Source organism: Amycolatopsis sp. EV170708-02-1 (genome assembly GCF_022479115.1).
In the GTDB taxonomy this organism is placed as follows: domain Bacteria; phylum Actinomycetota; class Actinomycetes; order Mycobacteriales; family Pseudonocardiaceae; genus Amycolatopsis.
In genome coordinates this window covers 2,485,917-2,506,442 of the sequence record NZ_CP092497.1, presented here as the reverse complement: position 1 = coordinate 2,506,442, position 20,526 = coordinate 2,485,917, and the positions used below count along the sequence as shown (strand labels likewise).

The 20,526-nt window shown below is 69.5% G+C and carries 22 protein-coding genes; 13 read left to right on the top strand and 9 right to left on the bottom strand.

All coding sequences use genetic code 11. The features are described from left to right. Nucleotides 1-36: 36 nt before the first annotated feature. Entirely contained in the window at nucleotides 37-687 is a 651-nt protein-coding gene (locus tag MJQ72_RS11475; RefSeq protein WP_240601303.1) for a GntR family transcriptional regulator, read from the bottom strand. A gap of 76 nt (nucleotides 688-763) precedes the next feature. On the opposite strand from MJQ72_RS11475, the gene MJQ72_RS44810 reads away from it, so the two are divergent. The 5 genes from MJQ72_RS44810 (at nucleotide 764) to MJQ72_RS11445 (ending at nucleotide 5,194) form a co-directional block, all read left to right on the top strand. Next, a complete protein-coding gene (locus MJQ72_RS44810; RefSeq protein WP_315860852.1) occupies nucleotides 764-1,768 on the top strand; it encodes a YbhB/YbcL family Raf kinase inhibitor-like protein in 1,005 nt (334 codons plus the stop codon). Between the two features lie 18 nt (nucleotides 1,769-1,786). Further along, nucleotides 1,787-2,398 carry a SecDF P1 head subdomain-containing protein gene (locus MJQ72_RS11460; protein ID WP_240599188.1) on the top strand — a complete coding sequence of 204 codons (612 nt, stop codon included), beginning with the start codon at nucleotides 1,787-1,789 and terminating at the stop codon, nucleotides 2,396-2,398. 257 nt (nucleotides 2,399-2,655) lie between these two features. Then, nucleotides 2,656-3,711 (top strand): LLM class flavin-dependent oxidoreductase, encoded by a 1,056-nt coding sequence (locus tag MJQ72_RS11455; protein WP_240599187.1) that lies wholly within the window; start codon nucleotides 2,656-2,658, stop codon nucleotides 3,709-3,711. 80 nt (nucleotides 3,712-3,791) lie between these two features. Further along, nucleotides 3,792-4,676 carry a helix-turn-helix domain-containing protein gene (locus MJQ72_RS11450; protein WP_240599186.1) on the top strand — a complete coding sequence of 295 codons (885 nt, stop codon included), beginning with the start codon at nucleotides 3,792-3,794 and terminating at the stop codon, nucleotides 4,674-4,676. 68 nt (nucleotides 4,677-4,744) lie between these two features. Continuing rightward, on the top strand, nucleotides 4,745-5,194 hold the full coding sequence (locus MJQ72_RS11445; protein WP_240601301.1) for an SRPBCC family protein: 450 nt from the start codon (nucleotides 4,745-4,747) through the stop codon (nucleotides 5,192-5,194). Between the two features lie 7 nt (nucleotides 5,195-5,201). On the opposite strand, the gene MJQ72_RS11440 is transcribed toward MJQ72_RS11445, so the two are convergent. Then, entirely contained in the window at nucleotides 5,202-6,158 is a 957-nt protein-coding gene (locus tag MJQ72_RS11440; protein ID WP_240599185.1) for a M64 family metallopeptidase, read from the bottom strand. A gap of 97 nt (nucleotides 6,159-6,255) precedes the next feature. Between MJQ72_RS11440 and MJQ72_RS11435 the strand changes: the two genes are divergently transcribed. From MJQ72_RS11435 to MJQ72_RS11425, 3 genes are all read left to right on the top strand, one after another. After that, entirely contained in the window at nucleotides 6,256-7,230 is a 975-nt protein-coding gene (locus tag MJQ72_RS11435) for a LysR family transcriptional regulator (RefSeq protein ID WP_240599184.1), read from the top strand. A 75-nt stretch (nucleotides 7,231-7,305) separates the two neighbouring features. After that, the gene (locus MJQ72_RS11430; RefSeq protein WP_240599183.1) at nucleotides 7,306-8,058 is read left to right on the top strand and encodes a trypsin-like serine protease; all 753 of its coding nucleotides are present in this window, start codon (nucleotides 7,306-7,308) and stop codon (nucleotides 8,056-8,058) included. A gap of 55 nt (nucleotides 8,059-8,113) precedes the next feature. Then, nucleotides 8,114-8,329: a hypothetical protein gene (locus MJQ72_RS11425; RefSeq protein ID WP_240599182.1), complete on the top strand. Its 216-nt coding sequence runs from the start codon at nucleotides 8,114-8,116 to the stop codon at nucleotides 8,327-8,329. Here MJQ72_RS11425 and MJQ72_RS44610 read toward each other — a convergent pair. After that, entirely contained in the window at nucleotides 8,319-8,450 is a 132-nt protein-coding gene (locus tag MJQ72_RS44610) for a hypothetical protein (RefSeq protein WP_255355316.1), read from the bottom strand. The two genes, MJQ72_RS11425 and MJQ72_RS44610, sit on opposite strands and share 11 nt — an antisense overlap. Before the next feature lie 242 nt (nucleotides 8,451-8,692). Between MJQ72_RS44610 and MJQ72_RS11420 the strand changes: the two genes are divergently transcribed. Continuing rightward, nucleotides 8,693-9,334, top strand: a complete 642-nt coding sequence (locus tag MJQ72_RS11420) for an SMI1/KNR4 family protein (RefSeq protein WP_240599181.1) — start codon at nucleotides 8,693-8,695, stop codon at nucleotides 9,332-9,334. A gap of 174 nt (nucleotides 9,335-9,508) precedes the next feature. Here the strand turns inward: MJQ72_RS11420 and MJQ72_RS11415 are convergent, their stop codons facing one another. From MJQ72_RS11415 to MJQ72_RS11405, 3 genes are all read right to left on the bottom strand, one after another. Then, on the bottom strand, nucleotides 9,509-10,504 hold the full coding sequence (locus tag MJQ72_RS11415) for a LuxR C-terminal-related transcriptional regulator (RefSeq protein ID WP_240599180.1): 996 nt from the start codon (nucleotides 10,502-10,504) through the stop codon (nucleotides 9,509-9,511). A gap of 62 nt (nucleotides 10,505-10,566) precedes the next feature. Further along, a complete protein-coding gene (locus MJQ72_RS11410) occupies nucleotides 10,567-11,220 on the bottom strand; it encodes a trypsin-like serine protease (protein ID WP_240599179.1) in 654 nt (217 codons plus the stop codon). A gap of 315 nt (nucleotides 11,221-11,535) precedes the next feature. Next, nucleotides 11,536-11,892: a hypothetical protein gene (locus MJQ72_RS11405; RefSeq protein ID WP_240599178.1), complete on the bottom strand. Its 357-nt coding sequence runs from the start codon at nucleotides 11,890-11,892 to the stop codon at nucleotides 11,536-11,538. Between the two features lie 268 nt (nucleotides 11,893-12,160). Here MJQ72_RS11405 and MJQ72_RS11400 point away from each other — a divergent pair, with 268 nt between their 5' ends. After that, the gene (locus MJQ72_RS11400) at nucleotides 12,161-15,856 is read left to right on the top strand and encodes a CARDB domain-containing protein (protein ID WP_240599177.1); all 3,696 of its coding nucleotides are present in this window, start codon (nucleotides 12,161-12,163) and stop codon (nucleotides 15,854-15,856) included. Between the two features lie 45 nt (nucleotides 15,857-15,901). On the opposite strand, the gene MJQ72_RS11395 is transcribed toward MJQ72_RS11400, so the two are convergent. Beyond that, entirely contained in the window at nucleotides 15,902-16,456 is a 555-nt protein-coding gene (locus MJQ72_RS11395; RefSeq protein WP_240599176.1) for a TetR/AcrR family transcriptional regulator, read from the bottom strand. A 97-nt stretch (nucleotides 16,457-16,553) separates the two neighbouring features. On the opposite strand from MJQ72_RS11395, the gene MJQ72_RS11390 reads away from it, so the two are divergent. The 3 genes from MJQ72_RS11390 to MJQ72_RS11380 all read left to right on the top strand — a co-directional run bounded on the left by MJQ72_RS11390 (nucleotide 16,554) and on the right by MJQ72_RS11380 (nucleotide 19,195). Next, nucleotides 16,554-17,456: an NmrA family NAD(P)-binding protein gene (locus MJQ72_RS11390; protein WP_240599175.1), complete on the top strand. Its 903-nt coding sequence runs from the start codon at nucleotides 16,554-16,556 to the stop codon at nucleotides 17,454-17,456. A gap of 17 nt (nucleotides 17,457-17,473) precedes the next feature. Next, nucleotides 17,474-18,205, top strand: a complete 732-nt coding sequence (locus MJQ72_RS11385) for an aminoglycoside adenylyltransferase domain-containing protein (protein WP_240599174.1) — start codon at nucleotides 17,474-17,476, stop codon at nucleotides 18,203-18,205. 66 nt (nucleotides 18,206-18,271) lie between these two features. Further along, the gene (locus MJQ72_RS11380) at nucleotides 18,272-19,195 is read left to right on the top strand and encodes a chlorophyllase (RefSeq protein WP_240599173.1); all 924 of its coding nucleotides are present in this window, start codon (nucleotides 18,272-18,274) and stop codon (nucleotides 19,193-19,195) included. 1 nt (nucleotide 19,196) lies between these two features. Here the strand turns inward: MJQ72_RS11380 and MJQ72_RS11375 are convergent, their stop codons facing one another. After that, complete coding sequence (locus MJQ72_RS11375) at nucleotides 19,197-20,114, bottom strand: LD-carboxypeptidase (RefSeq protein ID WP_240599172.1); 918 nt, start codon at nucleotides 20,112-20,114, stop codon at nucleotides 19,197-19,199. 12 nt (nucleotides 20,115-20,126) lie between these two features. Next, on the bottom strand, nucleotides 20,127-20,522 hold the full coding sequence (locus MJQ72_RS11370) for an ATP-binding protein (RefSeq protein WP_240599171.1): 396 nt from the start codon (nucleotides 20,520-20,522) through the stop codon (nucleotides 20,127-20,129). Between the last annotated feature and the right edge of the window lie 4 nt (nucleotides 20,523-20,526).

The window sequence follows — 20,526 nt, the reverse complement described above, 5'->3', positions numbered from 1 at the left end:
CTGCGAGCAAGCAAACACCCGATGTGATGACTCGGGCTAGGTCGGTCCGGGTGATTTTCCGGCCAAGGCCGCAGCGGTCAGCGTGAGATGCCGGGTCAGCGCCTCGGCCGCCGCGTCGGCGTCACGAGCGAGCGCCGTTTCCTCCAGCAGGCGGTGTTCGGCGAGATGATCGCGGCCGGGAGCGCGGTGCGCAGCCCAGCGCCGGGCCAGTTCGCTCGCGGTCCACATCCGGTCGAACGTCTCCAGCAGGACGGGGTTTCCGCAGCCGTCCAGCAGGGTGCGATGGAAGACGCGATGAGCTTCGGACCACGCGCCGCTGATGTATTCGCCTTCTTCGGGAACGAACGGCGGCGTCCGGCTCAGCCGGTGATGGGCGGCGCGGACGCGGGCCTCCCAGTCGAGGTCGCCGCGTTCGACGGAGAGGCGCAGGACGAGCGGCTCGATCGTCCGGCGGGCTTCCGTGATCTCCTGCCAGCGCCGGTCGGAGAAGGCGGGGACGGCGAAGCCGCGGTTGGGGAGCCTGTCGGCGAGGCCGTCGCCGACCACACGGACGAGTGCCTCCCGGACGACCGCCAGGCTCACGCCGTGTTCCTTGGCGAGGTCCTGCGGTTTGAGTGCGGCGCCGGGGGCGTGGTCGCCGCGCATGATCGCGTCCCGCAGGCGCGTGTACACCTGCTCGGAGAGCATCCGCTTGTCCGGTGAGGCCATCCCCGGAGCATAGACGAACGGGAAGATAATCGATTATTTGTGTTATGGTCGATTCATGATCTCCGTCAATGACCCGTTCGCCCGCCTGCCCGAGGTGGCCTCCTTCGCCGTCACCAGTACGTCTGTCGCCGACGGCGCCGCATGGGCGCCTGAACAGCTGGCCGGGAAGGACGTCTCGCCGCAGCTGAGCTGGAGCGGCGCTCCGCGCGGCACCAAGAGCTACGCCGTCACCGTGTACGACCCCGACGCGCCGACCGGTTCCGGTTTCTGGCACTGGGCGGTCGCCGACATCCCCGCCGGGGTCACCGAGCTGCCCGAAGGCGCCGGCGACGACACTGGTTCCGGACTCCCCGAAGGTGCCTTCCAGCTGCCGAACGATGCCCGCCTCGCCCGCTTTCTCGGTGCCGCGCCGCCCGCCGGGCACGGGGCGCATCGCTACTTCGTCGTGGTGCACGCCCTCGACGTCGCGTCGCTCGGCGTCCCGGCCGACTGCACACCCGCCTACCTCGGTTTCACCATGGCCTCGCACGTGCTCGCTCGCGCGGTCCTGATCGCCACGGCGGAAACCCCGGGCCCCGAACGCATCGAGGTCTCCCGGCTCATCCCCGCCCCCGCCGACGAGATCTTCGCGGTCTTGAGCGATCCGCGGGGGCATGTCGACATCGACGCCTCGGGAATGCTCATCGACGCGGAAGGAGATCCGGTCGAGCAGGCGGGTGACCGGTTCGTGGTCCACATGGACCGGGAGGCGCTCGGAGACGTGCCCTTGGGCAAATACGACGTCGAGGTCGTCATCACCACGCTCGCTCCGGGCGAGGAGATCGCCTGGACCGTCGAAGGCCGGATCAGGCCGCATGCCCGGCACATCTACGGCTACCGGCTGGAGCCCGCCGAGGGCGGCACGCTCGTCACGTCGTACTACGACTGGTCGGAAGTGGGCGAGGAGTGGAAGGAGCGCATCACCTTCCCCGTGGTCCCCGAGTCCGCGCTCAAGGCCACGCTCGGGATTCTCGAGCGGACTGTGCGGCGTCGGGGCGTTTCGCCCACGCGCGGACGCTGAACACGCCAGAATGTCCCGGTGCGGAACATCCTCGTAGCGATCGCCCTCGTCCTGCTCGGTGTCACCGGTTGCCAGAGCGGGGTTTCCGGCCAAGCCGAGCCCGAAGGCGACAGTTTCGCGATCAAGGACGGGTCGCGGCTGCGGTTCCGCCCGGTACTGGCGGAGCTCCCGTCCGGACCGGCGACGGGCGCGGCGAGCGACCGCCAGAGCACGGATCCCGCCGGACAGCAGGCCGCCGCGGCGGCGCTGGACTGCTCGGAGGGACCGGATCCGCTGGACGGCCGCGACGACCCGGCGCTCCCGCTGGTCAGCTGCGACCGTGTGCAGGGCACGAAATACCTGCTCGGCCCGGCATTCCTCACCGGAGCCGACCTCAGCCGGGCGAGCGCTCACCTCGACACCCAGTCCGGGGGCCCGCTCGTCGGGCTCAGTTTCACCGACGCGGGCGCGCGTACGTGGGGGGAGTGGACGGCGGCGAACGTCGGCAAGCAGGTCGCGATGGTGCTGAAGAGCCGGGTGCTGACCGCGCCGACGATCCAGTCGGCCATCACCGGCGGGCAAACCCAGATCACCGGCAAGTTCACCATGGACGACGCCCGTCGGCTGGCGCGCGACATCGCCGGCGGCTGACCTCTCCCGTGCGGGCAGGGACGGTCGGAGCCGGCCGTTTCGCGTGATTGCGGGGACGGCACACGTGATCAGATGGACGACACACGTGATCAGGCGGACGACTCGCGGCGGACCCGGTCGCGTGCGCGTGTCGTCCGTCCAGTCACGCGTGTCGTCCATCTGATCACCCGTGCCGTCCGCCCGGTCACGAGATGCACCGGGCGGAATACGATCACCGCACTCGACGTTTGAGCGTTCAACTACTTGAGGAGTTGGACATGGGTTACGAGATCCTGGGCACCCCGCAGGCGCCGACTTTCGGCTTGGACACCTTCGGCGACGTCGCGAACGGCGCCGACGGCCAGCCGGTGAGCCAGGCCGAGGCCATCCGCGAGGTCGTGGCCGAGGGCGTCCTCGCCGACCAGGTGGGCGTGGACTACTTCGGCGTCGGCGAACACCACCGCGCGGAGATGGCGGTGTCCTCGCCGGACGTCGTGCTGGCGGCGATCGCCGGCCGGACCGAGCGGATCCGCCTGGGCACGGCGGTCACGGTGCTCAGCTCGGACGACCCGGTGCGGGTGTACGAGCGGTTCGCCACGCTGGACGCGGTTTCCCGGGGACGCGCGGAGGTCACGCTCGGCCGGGGCTCGTTCACCGAGTCGTTCCCGCTGTTCGGCTACTCGCTGGAAGACTACGAAGCGCTGTTCGCCGAGAAGCTCGATCTGTTCACGCATCTCCAAGAGGAGAAGCCGGTCGACTGGTCCGGGACCTTCCGTCCGGCCCTCGAAGGCGCGCAGGCCTTCCCGGTCACCGAATCGGGCAGCCTGCCCGCGTGGGTCGGGGTCGGCGGTACGCCGCAGTCGGTGGTCCGCGCGGCGGCGTACGGCTTGCCGCTGGTGATGGCGGTGATCGGCGGGTCCCCGGAGCGGTTCACCCCGCTCGCCGACCTGTACCGGCGCGCGCTGAAGGAGGCGGGCCACCAGGAGCTGCCGATCTCGATGCACAGCCCCGGCCACATCGCGGAGACGGACGAACTGGCCGTCTCCCAGCATTTCTCGCACCATCAGGCCGCTTTCGCCAAGATCGGCGCCGAACGGGGCTGGGGTCCGATGTCCCGGGCCGACTACGACGCCATGGCCGGTCCGCGCGGCGCGCTGTTCGTCGGCTCTCCCGAGACCGTCGCGCAGAAGATCGCCTGGGCGGTGCGGACCCTGGGCCTGTCGCGGTTCCAGCTCAAGTACAGCGTCGGCGCGCTTCCGCACGAGCAGCGTCTGAACTCCATCCGGCTCTACGGCGAGCAGGTCGTCCCACGCGTGAAGGAACTCCTCGGCTAGGGCGTGTCTCTCAGACCGAAGTTCGGCTGGTAGGTGCGGACACGCGCGCGCCTTGAGAGAGACAAGCTAGCCTCGAAGCCGTGGTGTTCGATTCCGAGCGATTCGACCTTCAGCCCTACACCGGTTTCGACATGTCCCGCTATGTCCGGCGGACCTATTGCAGCTGGGAGGATTCCGGCTGGGAGTCGCTGCTCGTCCAGCGGTTCGAGCACGTTCCCGTGGCGGAGGACATGCGGCTGCCCGCCGTCGCGGATCTGCATCTCGTCCTGCCGCTTTCCGGGCGGGCGGTGATGGAGACCCGCGGCGACGGCCGCTGGAGCCGGCACGAATGGGGACGGCTCGAACTCGCCGTTCCCGGCAGGCCCCTGCGGCGTCGCTATCGCGGGGACGAATCGATGCGCAGCCTGCAGGTGCACATCCCGGGCACCACGGTGGAATCGGTCGCCGCGCGGCTGGGCGGCCGCGCGGTGGACCACGAGGCGATGGCGGCGTCCGTCGCCGGGGGAGATCCGCTGCTCGACGAGCTGGTCCGGGCGGTCGGGAACGCGAGGGAGGACGACGACCTCTACGCCGAATCCGCGGCCGCCTTCCTCACCGTGCACCTGCTCACCCGCCACGCGCGGAAGCCGGGCCCGCCGAGCGCGGGCCGGGAGGACGACCGTGTCCGCGCCGCCGTCGCGGTGATGCGTGACCGGCTGGCCGATCCGCTCAGCGTCGCCGAAATCGCGGGCGGAGTACATCTGAGCGTCTATCACTTCATCCGGGTCTTCAAGGAGAAGACCGGCGAGACACCACACCGTTTCCTCGGCAGGCTCCGGATCGAGGAGGCGCGAAGGTTGTTGCGGAGCACCGATCTCCCGATCGCCGCCATCGCGGGAAGGTGCGGGTTCGCCACTCCCGGCGCCCTGTCGGCCGCTTTCCTGAAGCACACCGGATCGCGGCCCTCGGAATACCGCAATTCCTGATCACCGCGCCGCAATCCGGCGCATGGTGGCCCCGTCCGGCCGTTCCTAGGGTGAGCCTTGTGAGTGGAATGCAGTCGTACGACGTCACCGCCGAATCGCCGGCGCCGCCCGCCGCGGTGTGGGCCCTGTTGCTGGACGCCCGCAGCTGGCCGGTCTGGTCGCGCATCGGTTCCCTGGAAGTCGCCGCGTCACAAGGACTTTCCACCGACGGCCGGGACGGGGTCGGCGCGGTTCGCGCCTTTCGTACCGGCAAGACGGTCACCAAGGAGCGGATCACCGCCCTCGACCCGGAACGCCGGTTCTCCTACGAGGGCGTGGACGTTCCGGTGATGCTGGACTACCAGGCCTCGGTCGAGCTGTGCGAAACACCCGGTGGTGGAACGCGGATCCGTTGGCACGGAACGTATCGCGTGGGCAAGGGGAGCGCGTGGATCTTCCGCTGGTACCTCCGCCGCTTCATGCGCGACATGGCGACCGGGCTCGCCGGTCACGCCGGCGGCCCGGTCCGGAGGCCATGACGAGGGTTCAGTGCCGATGGGCGGCTTCGCGGTGGAAGCCCGCGATCATCGCTTCTGTGCTCGGCGGGTTGAACGGCTGGCCGAGGGTGCGCATGAGCGAGTTCACGCTGGGGCGGTACATCCCGGTCTTGCAGTAGCGGGATCCCTCGAAGGCACCGACCGTGCCTCCGTCGGGGGAGGGCTTGCCGAGCCACTTGTACCACTTGGCTTGGCGGTCCTTCATCTGCTGGGCCGTGAGCGCGGAAGCGTTGGGCTCCCGGGGTTCCCTGGCGTCGCAGGTGCCGTAGTCGTACTCGTCGGCCAGCCCGCCGATGGAATGCCCGAGTTCGTGGGCGACGATCTGGCTGGCCTGGATGTTGCCGCCGGACGACGTCGCGACCCCGCCGCCGGCGCCGCCGTACTTCGTGGTGTTCGCCAGCATGATGACCTGATCGACGTCCGGCGCGGCCGCGGCGTACTGGTTCGCCTTGGTTTCGTTGACGCACAACAGCCGTTCGATACCGCCGCACCAGAAGTACGAGCCCAGCGCGGTGTTGCGCCGGATGCCCTGGGTCGGGTCGTTGGTGATGCCGGACTGGGGCGAGACGACGTCGACCTGCCAGAGGTTGAACTGCTTGCGGTAGCCCTTGTACGGCTCGATGGAGAACAGCGCCGCGATACTGGAGCGCACGTGCTGCGAATAGGTGCCCAGCTGCGTGGAGGTGTAGCCGTCACCGACGAAGACCAGGTCGAAAGTGGTCTCGCTGGGGCCGTTGGTCTCGATGGGGGTCACCGCGGCGGCGATCCGCTGTGTCGCCGCGGCCCGGTCCGAAACGGGCCGGGTGACGTCCACCCGGGTGATGGTTCCTCCTGGCTCGAAGGCTTCCATCGACGTCGTGAACCGGGGAGCCGCCGACGCCGTCGCGGGAACGAACCCGGCGACGAGGACGGCGGTCAGCGCGACCATGAGGCAGACGCGTCGCATGCGTACTCCTTGCGGGGAGGGGAGGAGGGGAGTACGAAAAACGATCCCGACTTTCGACGGCTTCCGGCACATCCCAAGTGGCCATAAGGTCCGCGTGATGGACGTCGAGTTACGTCATCTGCGAGTGGTGTGCGCCGTCGCGGACGCGGGCAGCATCACCCGCGCGGCGATCGGGATCGGGAGCACCCAGCCCGCGCTGACCGCCGCCGTGCAACGGATCGAGCGCGCGTTCGGGGGAACCTTGTTCGTCCGGGGGCGGGACGGCGTCTTCCCGACGGCGTTCGGCGAATGCGTGCTCGCCCGCGCCCGTGCCGTCCTCGCCGCGGCGGACACGATGCACCGGGACGCGGCGCGTTTCCTGGCGGAAGGCGAGAAACGTCCTGTCGCGCTGGGTGGGATCGGCGGGTCCATGGTCGTCGAGCTGGCGGACCGGCTCGGTGATTCCGGCCGGGGACAAGCGGTTTCGGTGACCACCGAGTTCTCGCCGTTGCGGCTGCTGGATCTCGTGGCCGGTGGGCAACTCGACGCCGCCGTCGTCGCCGACTATCCCGGCCATCTCCTGCCGCAGGCCCCTGGGGTGGCGTCGCGGCCGCTGGCCACGCAGCCGGTGTTCGTGGCGGTCGCCGCGGATCATCCCGCCGCCCGCCGCGCCGAGATCGACCTCGCCGAGCTCGCCGGGGAACGGTGGGTGCTCGGGCCGTCCGACGGCGCCGGGTGGCCGGAGTGCTTCGAAGAAGCCTGTGCCCGCGCGGGATTCCGGCCACAGGTCGCGCACCGGAGCACGGAATTGCGCCCACTGCAACGCCTGATCGCGGCGGGCCGGGCGATTTCCCCGTGCCAGGTCAGCTTTCCCGCTTCACCGGGGATCGCGATCCGGCCCCTCGCGGGGGATCCGCTGTGGATGCGGTATCTGATCGCGTGGAGCGCGGAAGGAGCCTTCGGCGGGGACACCGACGCCTTGATCGCGGCGGCCGAGGCGGCTTACCGGTCCGACACCGAAACCAGCCTCCCCTATCGCCACTGGCTCGCCCGCCGCGCGGGACCGATCGGCGGCAGGCGTGCCATCGGGTGACACCTGGTCGGGGAATTCCCCTTGTCGGGCAGGGGGTCCTAGCCTCGGATCACCTCATCGACGAAGGGTAAGAAATTGCGTCTGCGCGCCCTGCTGGCCGCTGCTGTCCTGACCATCACCACCGCTCCGGCCGCGCTCGCCGCGCCGGACGTCGCCCACGGCACCGATGTCCCACCGGGGCGGTTCGGGTTCGTCGCGAAGATCGCGATGACGAAGATCCCGCGCCCCGACGGCTCGACCTACAGCAGCTACTGCACGGGCGCGCTGGTCGCGCCGAGCTGGGTCGTCACCACGGGGCACTGCTTCCACGACGCGCACCGCAAGCGGGTCGCCGGCAAGATGCCGTATCCGACGATGGTGACGTTGGGCCTGGTCGACGAGGCGGTGGAATCGGGTGTGGCCCGTAAGGCGACCGAAGTGCTGCAGGCGAAGGAAAACGACGTCGCCCTCATCAAACTGGACACCCCGGTGACGACGGTGACCCCGCTGACGGTGAGCCGCGTGCTCCCGAAGGTCGGCCAGCAGCTGACCTTGGCGGGCTGGGGGAGCCTGACCGCCACGAATCCCGCTCCGGCCACCCGGATGCAGCAAGGCACCGTGCAGGTGGCGACGGTGGCCCCGACGACGGTCGGCGTCCGCGGCGCCGCGCCGTCGATCACGACCAGCGCCTGCACCTACGACTCGGGGGCGCCGTACTTCGTCCCCGGAGCCACGGGCGGCGCACTGGTGTCGCTGGAGGCCACCGGGCCGGACTGCCCGCACGCCGGGATCGAGACGACCTCCCGCGCGGACGTCATCGCGGACTGGATCGCCACCCATACGGGCTAACGGACCGTTTCGGCCGGTGGCGCATCGGGTAGTGGCGTGATCAGGAGGTAGTGCGATGACGAGTCCTCGAACGACCGCGCCTCCGGCGCCGCCGGACCCCATGCCGCCGGATCCCGGTATTCCCGAACCCGTGCCCGACCCGGGCAGGCCGGAGCCGGTCCCGGACCCCGGGGTGCCCGAACGGGTCCCCGATCCGGGACCGGACCGCCCGGTGCCGGAACCCGAGAGCCCGCCCGAATCCCAGCCGGGACCGGCGGGTCTCAGAGGGTGAACGCGAGCCAGAGCGCGAGCCAGGCGCAGGCCGCGATCGCGACGACGACCGCGAACACCCGCAGGCCGGCGGTGGCGATCCGGAGTGACGCCGTGCCGGTGTGGTGTCGGTGATTCCCCATGATTCCGCCCTCCTTCCAAGATCACCATCCGCTTCCGGCGCGTTCGCCGCAGCGGGGAAGGTCCATCCGGGTGACCCCGGCCGGGTGAGCGACCCGCATTCACTGGCTGACACACCTGTCGAAGCCGAGAGAACGGTGGTCATGTCCGGCGGCGACGTCCGGCGTGGAGCTTGACGACGTTGTAGCGCGGTCGCTCTTGGGGTGAACGATTGCCGGCCAGCAGATGCTGGGATGATCGCGTGATGGATGACAAGTTGATGCGCCGATACCGGGGGCGGGTAATGTTCGGCCCGTTCACGGGTGTGCATCCTGACGAACTCCGAGCGCTTGAAGGCGAGATCGGCCGACTTCCGGACGATTACCGAGCCTTCATCGGACTGGCCAACGGTGGCCGGTTGGAGTACGACATCCGCGTACCTCCCGGCGACGCTGGAGAGGTCGTCGGGTTCACCGAGCTGTACCAGGTCGGCAGGGACCAGCGTGGTGAGTATGGCTACAGCACGCTCCTCGGCCAATGCCGGCGGAGAAAAGACTGGTGGCTGGCTGAACACATCTCGATGGAGTGGCTGCTCCCGATTGCTGGTAGTGGTGGCAACGACACGTTGTTCCTCGATCTCGGCCCGGAGAACACCGGGCGACTTGTCGCCTTCGTGCAGGGGCTGCCACGGTGGACGGGGCTGAGGGAGCGCACTGTCCTGGCCACCGTCGCGGATACGTTCGATGAGTACGTTGACGCGCTCTTCATCGACGACGAAACCGCCCAGATGAACTGGGAAGACGTGCAGCACGCTGCTCCGGACGACCCTTGGCGGCGCGTCGTCGAGCAATGGCTCGATGAGGGCTTGACTGACTGGCGCGCCCGCTCTTGGGCGACAGACCGATGATGAAGTCCGACCACACCTTCAGCGAGAACGCGTACCGCCGCCCGCTCCGTACCCCGTTGTGCCGCGACCGAGCCAACACCTCACCAACGCCCGGCACCCAGCACGTTCATAACGACCATGAGCAATCGGGCCGTGGTCAGCGAGGCGATCCGACAATGGTCGGCCGGTCGGTTCTCAGAGCCAGTCGTTGTGCGCGGCGAAGATTCCCAGCTGGAACCGGCTGGACACGCCCGCGCGGTCCATCAGGTTCTCGAGATAGCGGAACAGGGTGCGTCTGCTGACGCCGAGCTCGGCGGCGATCTCGTCGTCCTTGCGCCCGGCGGCGAGCAGGAGCAGCAGTTCCCGTTCGACCGGCCGGATCGGCTGCCCGGACGTCCGGCCCCGCCGGTCGATCGGGAGCGCGGCCGCCCAGGACGTCTCGAACAGTCCCTCCAGCGCGGAGAAAAGACTGCAGGGGCGCACGATGACGATGGACTGGTTGTGATCGGCCTCGCGAATGGTCAGCGCGATGGTGGCCGCACGGTCGTCGAACAGCGTCAGCTTCACCGGGAGTTCGGGCAGCAGCCGGGCCTGCTCGCCGGCTCGCAGGCACGGCAGGATGTTCGCGGCCAGATAGCCGGGATCGCCGAACGACGCTCCACTGTAGACACAGCGGTAGCCGATCCCGCGCCGCAGTTGCTCCTCCTCCAGGAGATTCCGGCGGCCGCCGGTGAAGTAGGGCGGGGAATCGAGACGGCGCACCTGATGCCGCACCGTGGTCGCGAGATGCTGCAGCCGGGGGATGATGGCGTCGCCGGTGACCACTTCGAGCAGGTCCTGCGCGTTCGGCATCCCCGAATGAGCCCGCCTGAAGGCGCGGTATGCGGTCTGGACCGCGAGCCGCGCGTCGTGCAGTTCGGCCTGTCTTCGCGTGGTCAACGCGGTGAGCGCTTCACTGGGGTTCGCCGGGAGGTATTCGCGTCCGTCCACTCCGGACGACACCGCGAGGCCGGCGTCGGCCAGTTCCTTCAGCGCCAGCTCGACGTTCTCCGCGTCGTCCTCCCGCCAGGCCAGGTCTTCGGCCTTGACGGGCGCGCTTTCGAGCATCCGCCGGTAGATCCGGGCGGCGGTCTCGCCGAGGCCCAGTCTGCCCAGCTGCGGGCCGAGCCCGTCCGGAGTCGTCGATGCCACTTCCCACCTGCCTCTCAGCGGTCCGGGAGCGGTGGCGCGACCGCTCCCGGACCGGTTCGGACCTAGACCCCCGAGGTGTTCCGGATCCAGGTGCGGTTCGCCGAGATGGCGGTGTGCGTCGAGCTGTCCACCTTGTTGCCCGCGATGTGCACGCCGACCTGCTTGCCGTCGACGAAGACCGGCCCGCCCGAGTCGCCGCCGTTGGTCAACCCGTTGCCCCGGCGGGCCTTGATCAGTCCACTCCCGACACTGGTCACCGTCATCCGGGCGACCTTGAGGTAACGCTGCAGATCGCCGTCTTCGTTGTAGCCCCAGCCATAAACGTATTCGGTGTCGCCGACGGCGACGGAGGTGCCGAGGGACGCGTACGTCGTGGTCACCGAGCGGTCCAGTTGCAACAGTGCGATGTCGGCGCCGCTGGACGGGGTGTAGATGTCGGCCACCGCGGCGTACGTGCCGGCCTGGTGGTCGACGTCGCCCACCCGGACGGAGTATTCGGCCCCGGGTTCGTCGATGCAGTGCTGGGCGGTGAGCACCCAGCGGGCGCTGATGATCGAACCGGAGCACCACTGCTCGCCGTTCTGTTCGATCATGGCCGCCCACGGGCCGGACTGGGCGTATTCGCCGTCGATGATGGGGGCCGCGTCGGCGGCGGGCGCGACCGTCGTGAGCCCGGCCGCGCACAGCAGGGCGGTGAGGAGACCTCGGATGCGCATGGGTGCCTTCCAATGCAGGGGAATCAGGGAAAGGAACGGGAAAGCGACGGGTCACCCGTTTACGGCCACGGCGGATCACCAGGGATCGCCCGGCCGGATCCGATACCGGTTTTCCCATGCTAGGCAAGCGGATACGGCGGTTGATAGCGACTAAAGACGGGAGAAGGCGGCGCCGGGCGGCAGGGGACCCGCGCTTTCGGCATCTGAGTGCCGGTGGCACCGATGTGCCACTTTGGTACCTACGCGGGTTCTGGCCGTTGGTGGTCCCATCCGCCTGCCCACCCGGCGACATCGGTACGAACCGTGGCCGATCGCCTATCGACGCCGGCGTTTCCTGGGAGGTCGCGGGTCGAGCAGTTCTTCGGCGAGAAGGATGGCCCGGTCCGAAAGCGTCACGGACAACCGCTCCACCGATTCGCCGATCCGGCCCGCTTCCCGGCGCACGCCCTCGCCCGCGGGCTTGCTGTGCCGATCGGCGAGGGTCGCGAGCCTGCTCCCCGAGACCAGCACCAGATCGGCGAGCCGCTCGCCCAGTTCGGTCAGCCGGTTCGCCGTCCGGCCCGCACGGCGCGCCACGAGGTCTTCGGTCTCCCGTCGCAGCTCCCGGACGGCGGACCTCGACTCGGTCGTCGTCCCGGTGAGTGCTGACCTCAAGGTTTTCGTCACGTCCATCAGGGTTCGACCTCCACGCGGCTCGCCTGCGTTGAGTGTACAGCTGTGCACCAGAACTGCGGAATATGTAATCGCTCCTTCCCTTGTCGCGCGGAAGAGAAGCGGGGTTGGGAGAACAAGCGTGCCGCTGCCCGAGGCGTAATCCGGCTGACAGCTGGCTGTCGCAAATTTTCGGAAAGAAGTCAACTTCTTGCATTTCGTCTCCGGGTTGTTGCATGCTCGTACGGCTCTGGCTCCCTCCCCGCCGTCTCAAAGAAGAGAAGACGCCATGACACGTATGCGCCTGTCCCGGATCGTCGCCGGTCTCCTGGTCACGGGGCTTTCCGTCGCCGGACTCTCCTTCGCCTCCGCCGCGAGCGGGCCACCACCGGACCCCGCCGCCCCACCCGGCCCGGCGGCGCTCGCCGAGGTGCCGTTGACGCGCACGGTGTCGGCGAGCAGCGCGCTGCCCGGCTACCCCGTCGCGAACGCCGTCGACGGAAATCGGGAGAGCTACTGGGAATCCGCCAACAACGCGTTCCCGCAGTGGATCCAGGCCGACCTCGGGTCGGCCAAATCCCTGTCGCGGATCGTGCTGAAACTGCCGTCCGGCTGGGAATCCCGCACCCAGACGCTGGCCGTGCGCGGAAGCACCGACGGCACCGCGTTCACCGACCTCGCCGCGCCGACCGGCTACGCGTTCGCGCCCGGCGTCAACACCGTCACGATCCCGATGACCGCGTCGGCCCGCTACGTGCGGCTGCAGATCACCGCGAACACGCGGTGGCCCGCCGCGCAGCTGTCGGAATTCGAGCTGTACGGACCGGACACCGGTGACACCCAGGCGCCCAGCGCGCCCGCGAATCTCGCGCTGACCGAGCCCGCCGCCGGCCAGATCCGGCTGACCTGGTCGCCCTCGGTGGACAACGTCGGGGTCACCGGGTACACCGTCTATCGCGACGGCACGCCGGTCACGACGATCACCGGCACCACGTTCACCGAAACCCGGCCCGTGGGGACACGGGTCGAGTACTTCGTGCGCGCCAAGGACGCGGCGGGCAACGAGTCCGGCGACAGCAACCACGTCGTACGCTCCGGGACGAGCGCGGGCGCGAACCTGGCGGCGGGCAAACCGATCGAGGCCACCTCGGCGGTCCACTCGTTCGTCCCCGCCAACGCCAACGACAACAACACCGCCACGTACTGGGAGTCCGCCGCGGGCTATCCGAACTCGCTGACGGTGAAACTCGGGGTCGACGCGGAGGTCGACTCGGTCGTGGTGAAGCTCAACCCGGACGCGATCTGGGGTGCGCGGACGCAGAACTTCGAGATCCTCGGCCGCGCGCAGGGCGCCACCGCGTTCACGTCGCTTTCCGCGCGTGCCGACCACCGCTTCGACCCGGCCACCAACCAGAACTCGGTGGTCGTGTCGGTCAGCGGACGCGCTTCGGACGTACGCCTGCAGTTCTTCGCCAACTCCGGCGCTCCCGGCGGGCAGGTCGCGGAATTCCAGGTGATCGGCACTCCCGCGCCGAATCCGGACCTCGTCGTCACCGGCACGGCGTGGACGCCGTCGAATCCGACCGAGACCAGCAAGCTCGCCGTCTCGGCGACGGTGAAGAACACCGGCACCGCGAACGCGGCGGCCACGACCGTGAACGTCAGCCTCGGCGGCACCGTTGTCGGCGAAGCGGCGGTCGGGGCACTCGCCGCCGGCGCGTCCACGACGGTGACCGTCGACGCGGGAACGCGTCCACAGGGCACGTACACCGTGGCCGCGACCGCGGATCCGGCGGGCACGGTGGCCGAGCAGAACGAAACCAACAACACCTACACCTCGCCGACCCCGCTGGTCGTCGCGCAGGCGCCGGGGCCGGACCTCGAGGTCACCGGCATCACGTCGACCCCGCCCAATCCGGCGGCCGGTGCGGCGGTGTCCTTCACCGTCGCGGTGCACAACCGCGGTACAAGCGGCGCGGACGCTTCGGTGACGCGGCTGGCCGTCGGCGGCACCACACTGACCGGTGCCACCGGGGCGATCGCGGCGGGGGCCACCGCGAACGTCGCGATTTCGGGCACCTGGACCGCCGCCGACGGTGGCGCGACCCTGACCGCGACGGCCGACGCGACCGGGGTGGTCACGGAGACCAACGAGTCCAACAACAGCCTCTCGCGGGCGATCGTCGTCGGTCGCGGCGCGGCCGTCCCGTACGTCGAGTACGAGGCGGAAGCCGCGCAGTACCAAGGGCAACTGCTGGAGGCCGACCCGTTGCGCACCTTCGGCCACACGAACTTCGCGACCGAGTCCTCCGGCCGCAAATCCGTGCGGCTGGCGAATCAGGGCCAGTACGTGGAGTTCACCTCGGCGAACGAGGCGAACTCGATCGTCGTGCGCAACTCCATCCCGGACGCCCCCGGCGGTGGCGGGCAGGACGCGACCATCAGCCTCTACGTCAACGGGACGTTCGCGCAGAAGCTGACGCTGTCGTCGAAGCACAGCTGGCTCTACGGCAGCACCGACGACCCCGAAGGCCTGACCAACACCCCGCAGGCCAACGCGCGGCGGCTGTTCGACGAGTCGCACGCGCTGCTGTCCCGGTCGTATCCGCCGGGCACGAAGTTCAAGCTGCAGCGGGACAGTGGTGACAATGCGGCGTTCTACATCGTGGATCTCATCGATCTGGAGCAGGTCGCCCCGGCGGCGGAGAAACCCGCGAACTGCACGTCGATCACGGAGTACGGCGCGGTGCCGAATGACGGGAACGACGACTCGGCCGCGATCCAGCGCGCGGTGACCGACGACCAGAACGGTGTGATCGCCTGTGTCTGGATCCCGGCGGGGCAGTGGCGGCAGGAGAAGAAGATCCTGACCGACGACCCGAACGTGCCCAACGGCGGCGGCCAGTACAACCAGGTCGGCATCTCCAACGTGACGATCCGGGGCGCCGGCATGTGGCATTCGCAGCTGTACTCGCTGATCGAGCCGCAGAACGCGGGCGGTATCAACCATCCGCACGAGGGCAACTTCGGCTTCGACATCGACAAGAACACGCAGATCTCCGACATCGCCATCTTCGGCTCCGGCCGGATCCGGGGCGGGGACGGCGGCGCGGAAGGCGGCGTCGGGCTCAACGGCCGGTTCGGCACCGGCACGAAGATCACGAACGTGTGGATCGAGCACGCCAACGTCGGCGCGTGGGTCGGCCGGGACTACAGCAACGTCCCGGCGCTCTGGGGTCCGGGCGACGGCCTCGAGTTCAGCGGCATGAGGATCCGGAATACCTATGCCGACGGCATCAACTTCACCAACGGCACACGGAACTCGAAGGTGTTCAACTCGTCCTTCCGCACCACCGGTGACGACTCGCTCGCGGTGTGGGCGAACCAGTACGTGAAGGACCCTTCACAGGACATCGCGCACGACAACGTGTTCGCCAACAACACGATCCAGCTTCCGTGGCGTGCCAACGGGATCGCGGTCTACGGCGGCTACGGCAACAAGATCGAGAACAACATCGTCCACGACACGATGAACTACCCGGGCATCATGCTGGCGACGGATCACGATCCGCTGCCGTTCTCCGGGGAGACCCTCATCGCGAACAACGCCCTGTACCGCTGCGGCGGCGTGTTCTGGGGCGAACAGCAGGAGTTCGGCGCGATCACGTTCTTCGCGCAGGGCAAGGACATCCCCGGGGTCGTGCTGCGGGACACGGAGATCCACGACTCGACCTACGACGGTGTCCAGTTCAAGACGGGCGGCGGCGTCGTGACCGCGGCCCTCACCAACGTCAAGATCGACAAGTCGAACAACGGCGCGGGCATCCTCGCGATGAGCGGCGCCCGTGGCAGCGCGACCTTGACGAACGTGGCGATCAGCAACTCCGCGAACGGCGACATCGTCCGTGAGCCGGGGTCGCAGTTCGTGATCAACGGTGCTCCGGTGCCGGCGGTGGTCTCATCGGGCCGCCGCGGCACCCGGTAGGCGGAATCCGTGCCGGGCCGGAGTGGGCGACCACTCCGGCCCTTTTCACGTCCGGAGGCTCAGCCCCGCCACGGCCAGCCGGAACAGCCGGTCCGCCCGGGCTGCCGGATCCGGGTGGTGCTCGGTGGCCAGGACGATGCCGACGATCAGCGTGATCAGGTCGGCGACGGTGACCTCCGGGGACACCGCGCCGTCCTGTGCGGCCCGCCGCAGGAGAGGTTCCCCGGCGTCCTCGATGGCGTTGGAACAGGAGTTCTCGTGCGTGGGCCCGTCGTACGACAGCGCGGCCGCCAGGCCACGGGCGGAGACGCAGTAGACGACGACCTCGTCGAGCCAGGTCAGGAGCGCTTTCCGGCTGTCGTCCTCGCCGGTCAGTTCGGCGGCGCGGGCACACAACGCGGCGATCCGGTTCGCGGAGACCGCCTCGAGCAGCGCCCGGCGGGTGGGGAAGTGGCGGCGGACGGTCGCCGAGCCGACGTTGGCGGTGCGGGCGATCTGTTCCAGCGAGGCGCCGGAGCCGTGGGCCGCGACCTCTTCCTCGGCCACCGCGAGGATACGCGCGTAGTTCCGCCGTGCGTCGGCGCGCTGACCGTCGGACATGGCTTCACCTCGGTGTTTGCGTAAGTGGCGGGGCCCGCCATATTGTAGCGGACGATAAGTGGCGGGCCCCGCCACTTAGCTGACCGAAGGAGTCATCATGTCCGCAGCACCTGTTCTGGTCACCGGCGCCACCGGCAGGCAGGGCGGGGCGACCGCCCGCGCCCTGCTCGCGGCGGGCGTCCCCGTCCGAGCGCTCGTACGCGACCCGGCCAAGGCGAAGGCCGTCGAAGCGCTCGGCGCCGAACTCGTCGTCGGCGATCTTCACGACGTCGACTCCGTGATCCGCGCGGCCAAGGGGGCTCGCGCCGTGTTCTCGGTGCAGATGCCGGCGGTGAACGAGGACGGCTTCGATTTCGCCGGCGAGGTGACTCAAGGCGTCAACCTCATCGAGGGCGCGAAGGCGGCCGGGGTGCCTCAGTTCGTGCACACTTCCGTCTCCGGGGCCGGGCAACATGTCGAGGCGGACGGATGGGCCGAAGGCCGCTGGTCCTCGATGGAGCCGACGCTGGGTGCCAAGGCGGCGATCCAGGACCACCTCCGGGAGGCGGGCTTCCCGCGGTGGACACTGCTCAAGCCGGGCTTCTTCATGGAGAACTTCCTGCCCGACATGAAATTCCTGTTCCCGCGCGGGGTGGACGGCGGCCTGGTGAGCGTCATCAAGCCCTCGACGTCCCTTTCGCTGGCCGCCGTCGACGACATCGGTACCGCCGCCGCCGCGGCCATCGCCGAACCGGAGCGGTTCACCGGCGTCGAACTCGAGCTCGCGAGCGACTTCCTGACCATGGCCGAGATCGCCGACGTCCTGTCCGATGTGCTGGGGACGAGGCTGACCGCCCCGGACATGACCGTCGAGCAGGCGGTCGCCGCCGGGATGCCGCCGATGGGTGCCTCGCACGAGTGGCTGAACGTGATCGGCCAGCCGGGGCGTCCGGAATTCGCGCGGGACCTCGGCCTGCCGCTCACCGGCTTCGCCGGCTGGGCACGGAAACACCTTGCGTAGTGGGTGATCGTTGAGGCATGCGCATCGAGCCCCTGCTGGGCCATCTCGACCGTGAGGATCCCGGCGGCGTCCTCGGGCTGTACCTCTACGGTTCCGCCGCGGCGGGCGGGCTCAAACCGGACAGTGACGTCGACCTACTGCTGGTCACCCGCCGGTCGCTGGCAGAAGAAGAACGCGCAGCCCTGGTGTCGCTGCTGCTGCGGCTTTCCGGCTGGCGTGGTCACGCCGGCCGCTTTCCCGACGCCGTGGACCGGCGTCCGATCGAGCTGACCGGGATCGTGGCCGGGGGTCCACCGGCTCGTCGGGACTTCCAATGCGGGGAATGGCTTCGGGAAGAGTTCGTCGAGGGCTGTCTTCCCGGGCCCGTGGACGATCCCGATGTCGTGATCCTCGCGGCCACGGCCCATGCGGCGCACCGGGTCCTGCTCGGCCCCGCGCTCGCGGAGGTGCTCGACCCGGTGCCGCCGGATCTGCTCCGTGATGCGGCACTCGGTGTCATCCCGGGCCTCCTAGCCGAGATCGAAGGCGACGAACGCAACGTCCTGCTCACGCTCGCGCGCATCGTCGCGACCGTCGAAACGGGCCGGATCGTCTCGAAGGACGCCGCGGCGGCGATGGTCGGCGGCGGTGCGCTGCTGGAGCGCGCGCGAGCGGGTTACCTCGGCGCGGCTTCCGATGACTGGACCGGGCTCTCGGCCGAGGTCGCCGCGCTCGCGAGGGCCCTCGCGGACCGGGCGAGAGGCGTTTGACAAAGCGGAACACTGCTCCGTATGTTTGTGGAACAGTGTTCCGCTTAACTCGTGAAGGAAGTTCACATGAGCACGCCAGTGATCTCGATCGCCCCGGTGGAGCTGTCCACGCCGGACCGGGCCGTGGACCTGCGGCTGCGGATCTCCGTGCCGGCGACCGGAAAGGAGCTGCCGATCATCCTGCTGTCACACGGCCAGGGACCTTCGAACCATCTCTCGTCGTTGCACGGCTACGCCCCGCTCGTGAATCACTGGGCGGCGCACGGGTTCGCGGTCGTCCAGCCGACCCATCTGAGCTCGCGGACGCTGAACCTGCCGCCAGGTGACCCGGAAGCACCGCTGTACCAACGGTCCAGGGCCGAGGACATGATCCGGATCCTCGACCGGCTCGACGAGATCGAGGACGCCGTCCCGCTGCTGCGCGGCAAGCTGGACCAGAGGAGGGTCGCGGTGGCCGGGCATTCGATGGGCGGGCACACCGCGAGCCTTCTGCTGGGGGCGCGCTACACCGACCCTGGCAGCGGTGAGGAAGTGCGCCTCGCCGAGCCGCGGATCTCGGCCGGTGTCCTGCTCGCCGCGCCGGGCCGCGGCGGCGACGCCGTCACCGGCTTCGTGGCCGAGAACTATCCCTTCTTTCTCAGCACGGACTTCTCCGCGATGACGACCCCCGCGCTCGTCGTCGCCGGGGATCAGGACGCCTCCGGTCACCTGACGGTCCGGGGCCCGGAATGGCACACCGACCCGTACTTCCTTTCGCCGGGCCGGAAAACGCTGCTCACCCTGTTCGGCGCCGAGCACGGGCTCGGCGGGGTGTCCGGCTACGACGTCGCCGAGACGACGGACGAGAACCCCGGGCGCGTGGCCGCGGTGGGGCGCCTCACAGGGGCCTACCTGCGCTCCGAGCTCTACCCGGGCGACACCGCCTGGCAGGCGGCCTGCGAGGAGCTGGCGGCGGCTCCGGATCCGCTGGGCCGGGTCGAGTCGAAGTAGTTCAGAGCACCGCCGGTTCGACGGTGAGCGTTCCCGCGTCCGTGTCCAGGACGGCGGCCGGTCCCAGCGGCAGCGACAGCGGATCGGGGCCGTGGCCGACGTCGATTCCGCCGAGTACCGGCACGTTCAAGGAGCCGAGGCGGTCCTTGAAGACATCGACGAGCGTCCAGCCTCGATCGCTGAAGTCCTCGAACCCGGGGAACCGGCCGAGTGCGATCCCGCGGACGCCGTCGAGCGCGCCCGATCGGATCAGCTGGGTCAGCTGGCGATCGATCTGGCCGAGGCCCATCGTCCGCTCGGCTTCGAGAAACAGGATGGCGCCCGACAGCGAGGGCAGGCCGACGCCGACCGCGTGGGCGACGGTGCCGAGGTTGCCGCCGACGAGGTCGCCGGCGGCGGTGCCGGGCACTTCGGCCGCGATGGTCATGGCCCGCGGATCGCGGTGCAGGACCGCGGGTTCGCCGTCCATCAGCAGCCTTCGGGTCGCGGCCGCGGAACGGTCGCCCACCAGGAAACCGTGGATCCCCGCCAGTCCGCAGTGCCGCCAGAGCGCGAGGTGCAGGGCGGTGATGTCGCTGAAACCGATCATCGGCTTGGGATCGGCCAGGACCGCGGCGAAGTCCAGGTCGTCGGCGATGCGGTACGCGCCCGCTCCGCCCCGGGTGGCGATCACCGCGCGGACGGCGGGATCGCGGAACGCGTCGTCGAGGTCGGCGAGCCGGTCTTCGTCCCGGCCGGCCAGGAAGCCTCGCCGATCGAGCGCGTGCGCCCCGATCTCGACTACCAGTCCCCAGCTTTCCAGCACCGCCTTGGTCCGGGCGACCAGCTCGGGGCTCGGAAAGCTGGCGGGGGAGACGAGACGAACGTGGTCACCCGGCCGAGGCATCGGCGCGACCAGGGTGCTGCGCTGGGCGGTCACGCGATGATCGTGTCAGAGCACCGGGATCTCCGCCCATACCGTCTTGAATCCCGCGCCCGTGTCCACGCCCCAGTCGGTGCTGATCGCCTCGACCAGCGCCAGCCCGCGTCCGTGGGGGCTCGTCGGGTCGTCCTTGAGCACGCGGCGCGGCCGCAGCCGCGGACGGCGGTCGTCGACTTCGACGCGGACGACGTCCCGGCCCGAGGGGACGGAGACCCTGAGCTCGGCGACGCCGTCCGCGTGCTCGTGCGCGTTGGTGACCAGTTCCGTGGTCAGTAACTCGGTGTCCGAGATGGTGGTGCTTCCGATCTCGCTCAGCTGCTCTCGCAGCCAAGCCCGGACCGCTCTCAGCGGTGGGGCGATGCCGGTGGGGAATTCGTAAGCCTGTCGTGTTTTCGTGATACCCACGCGT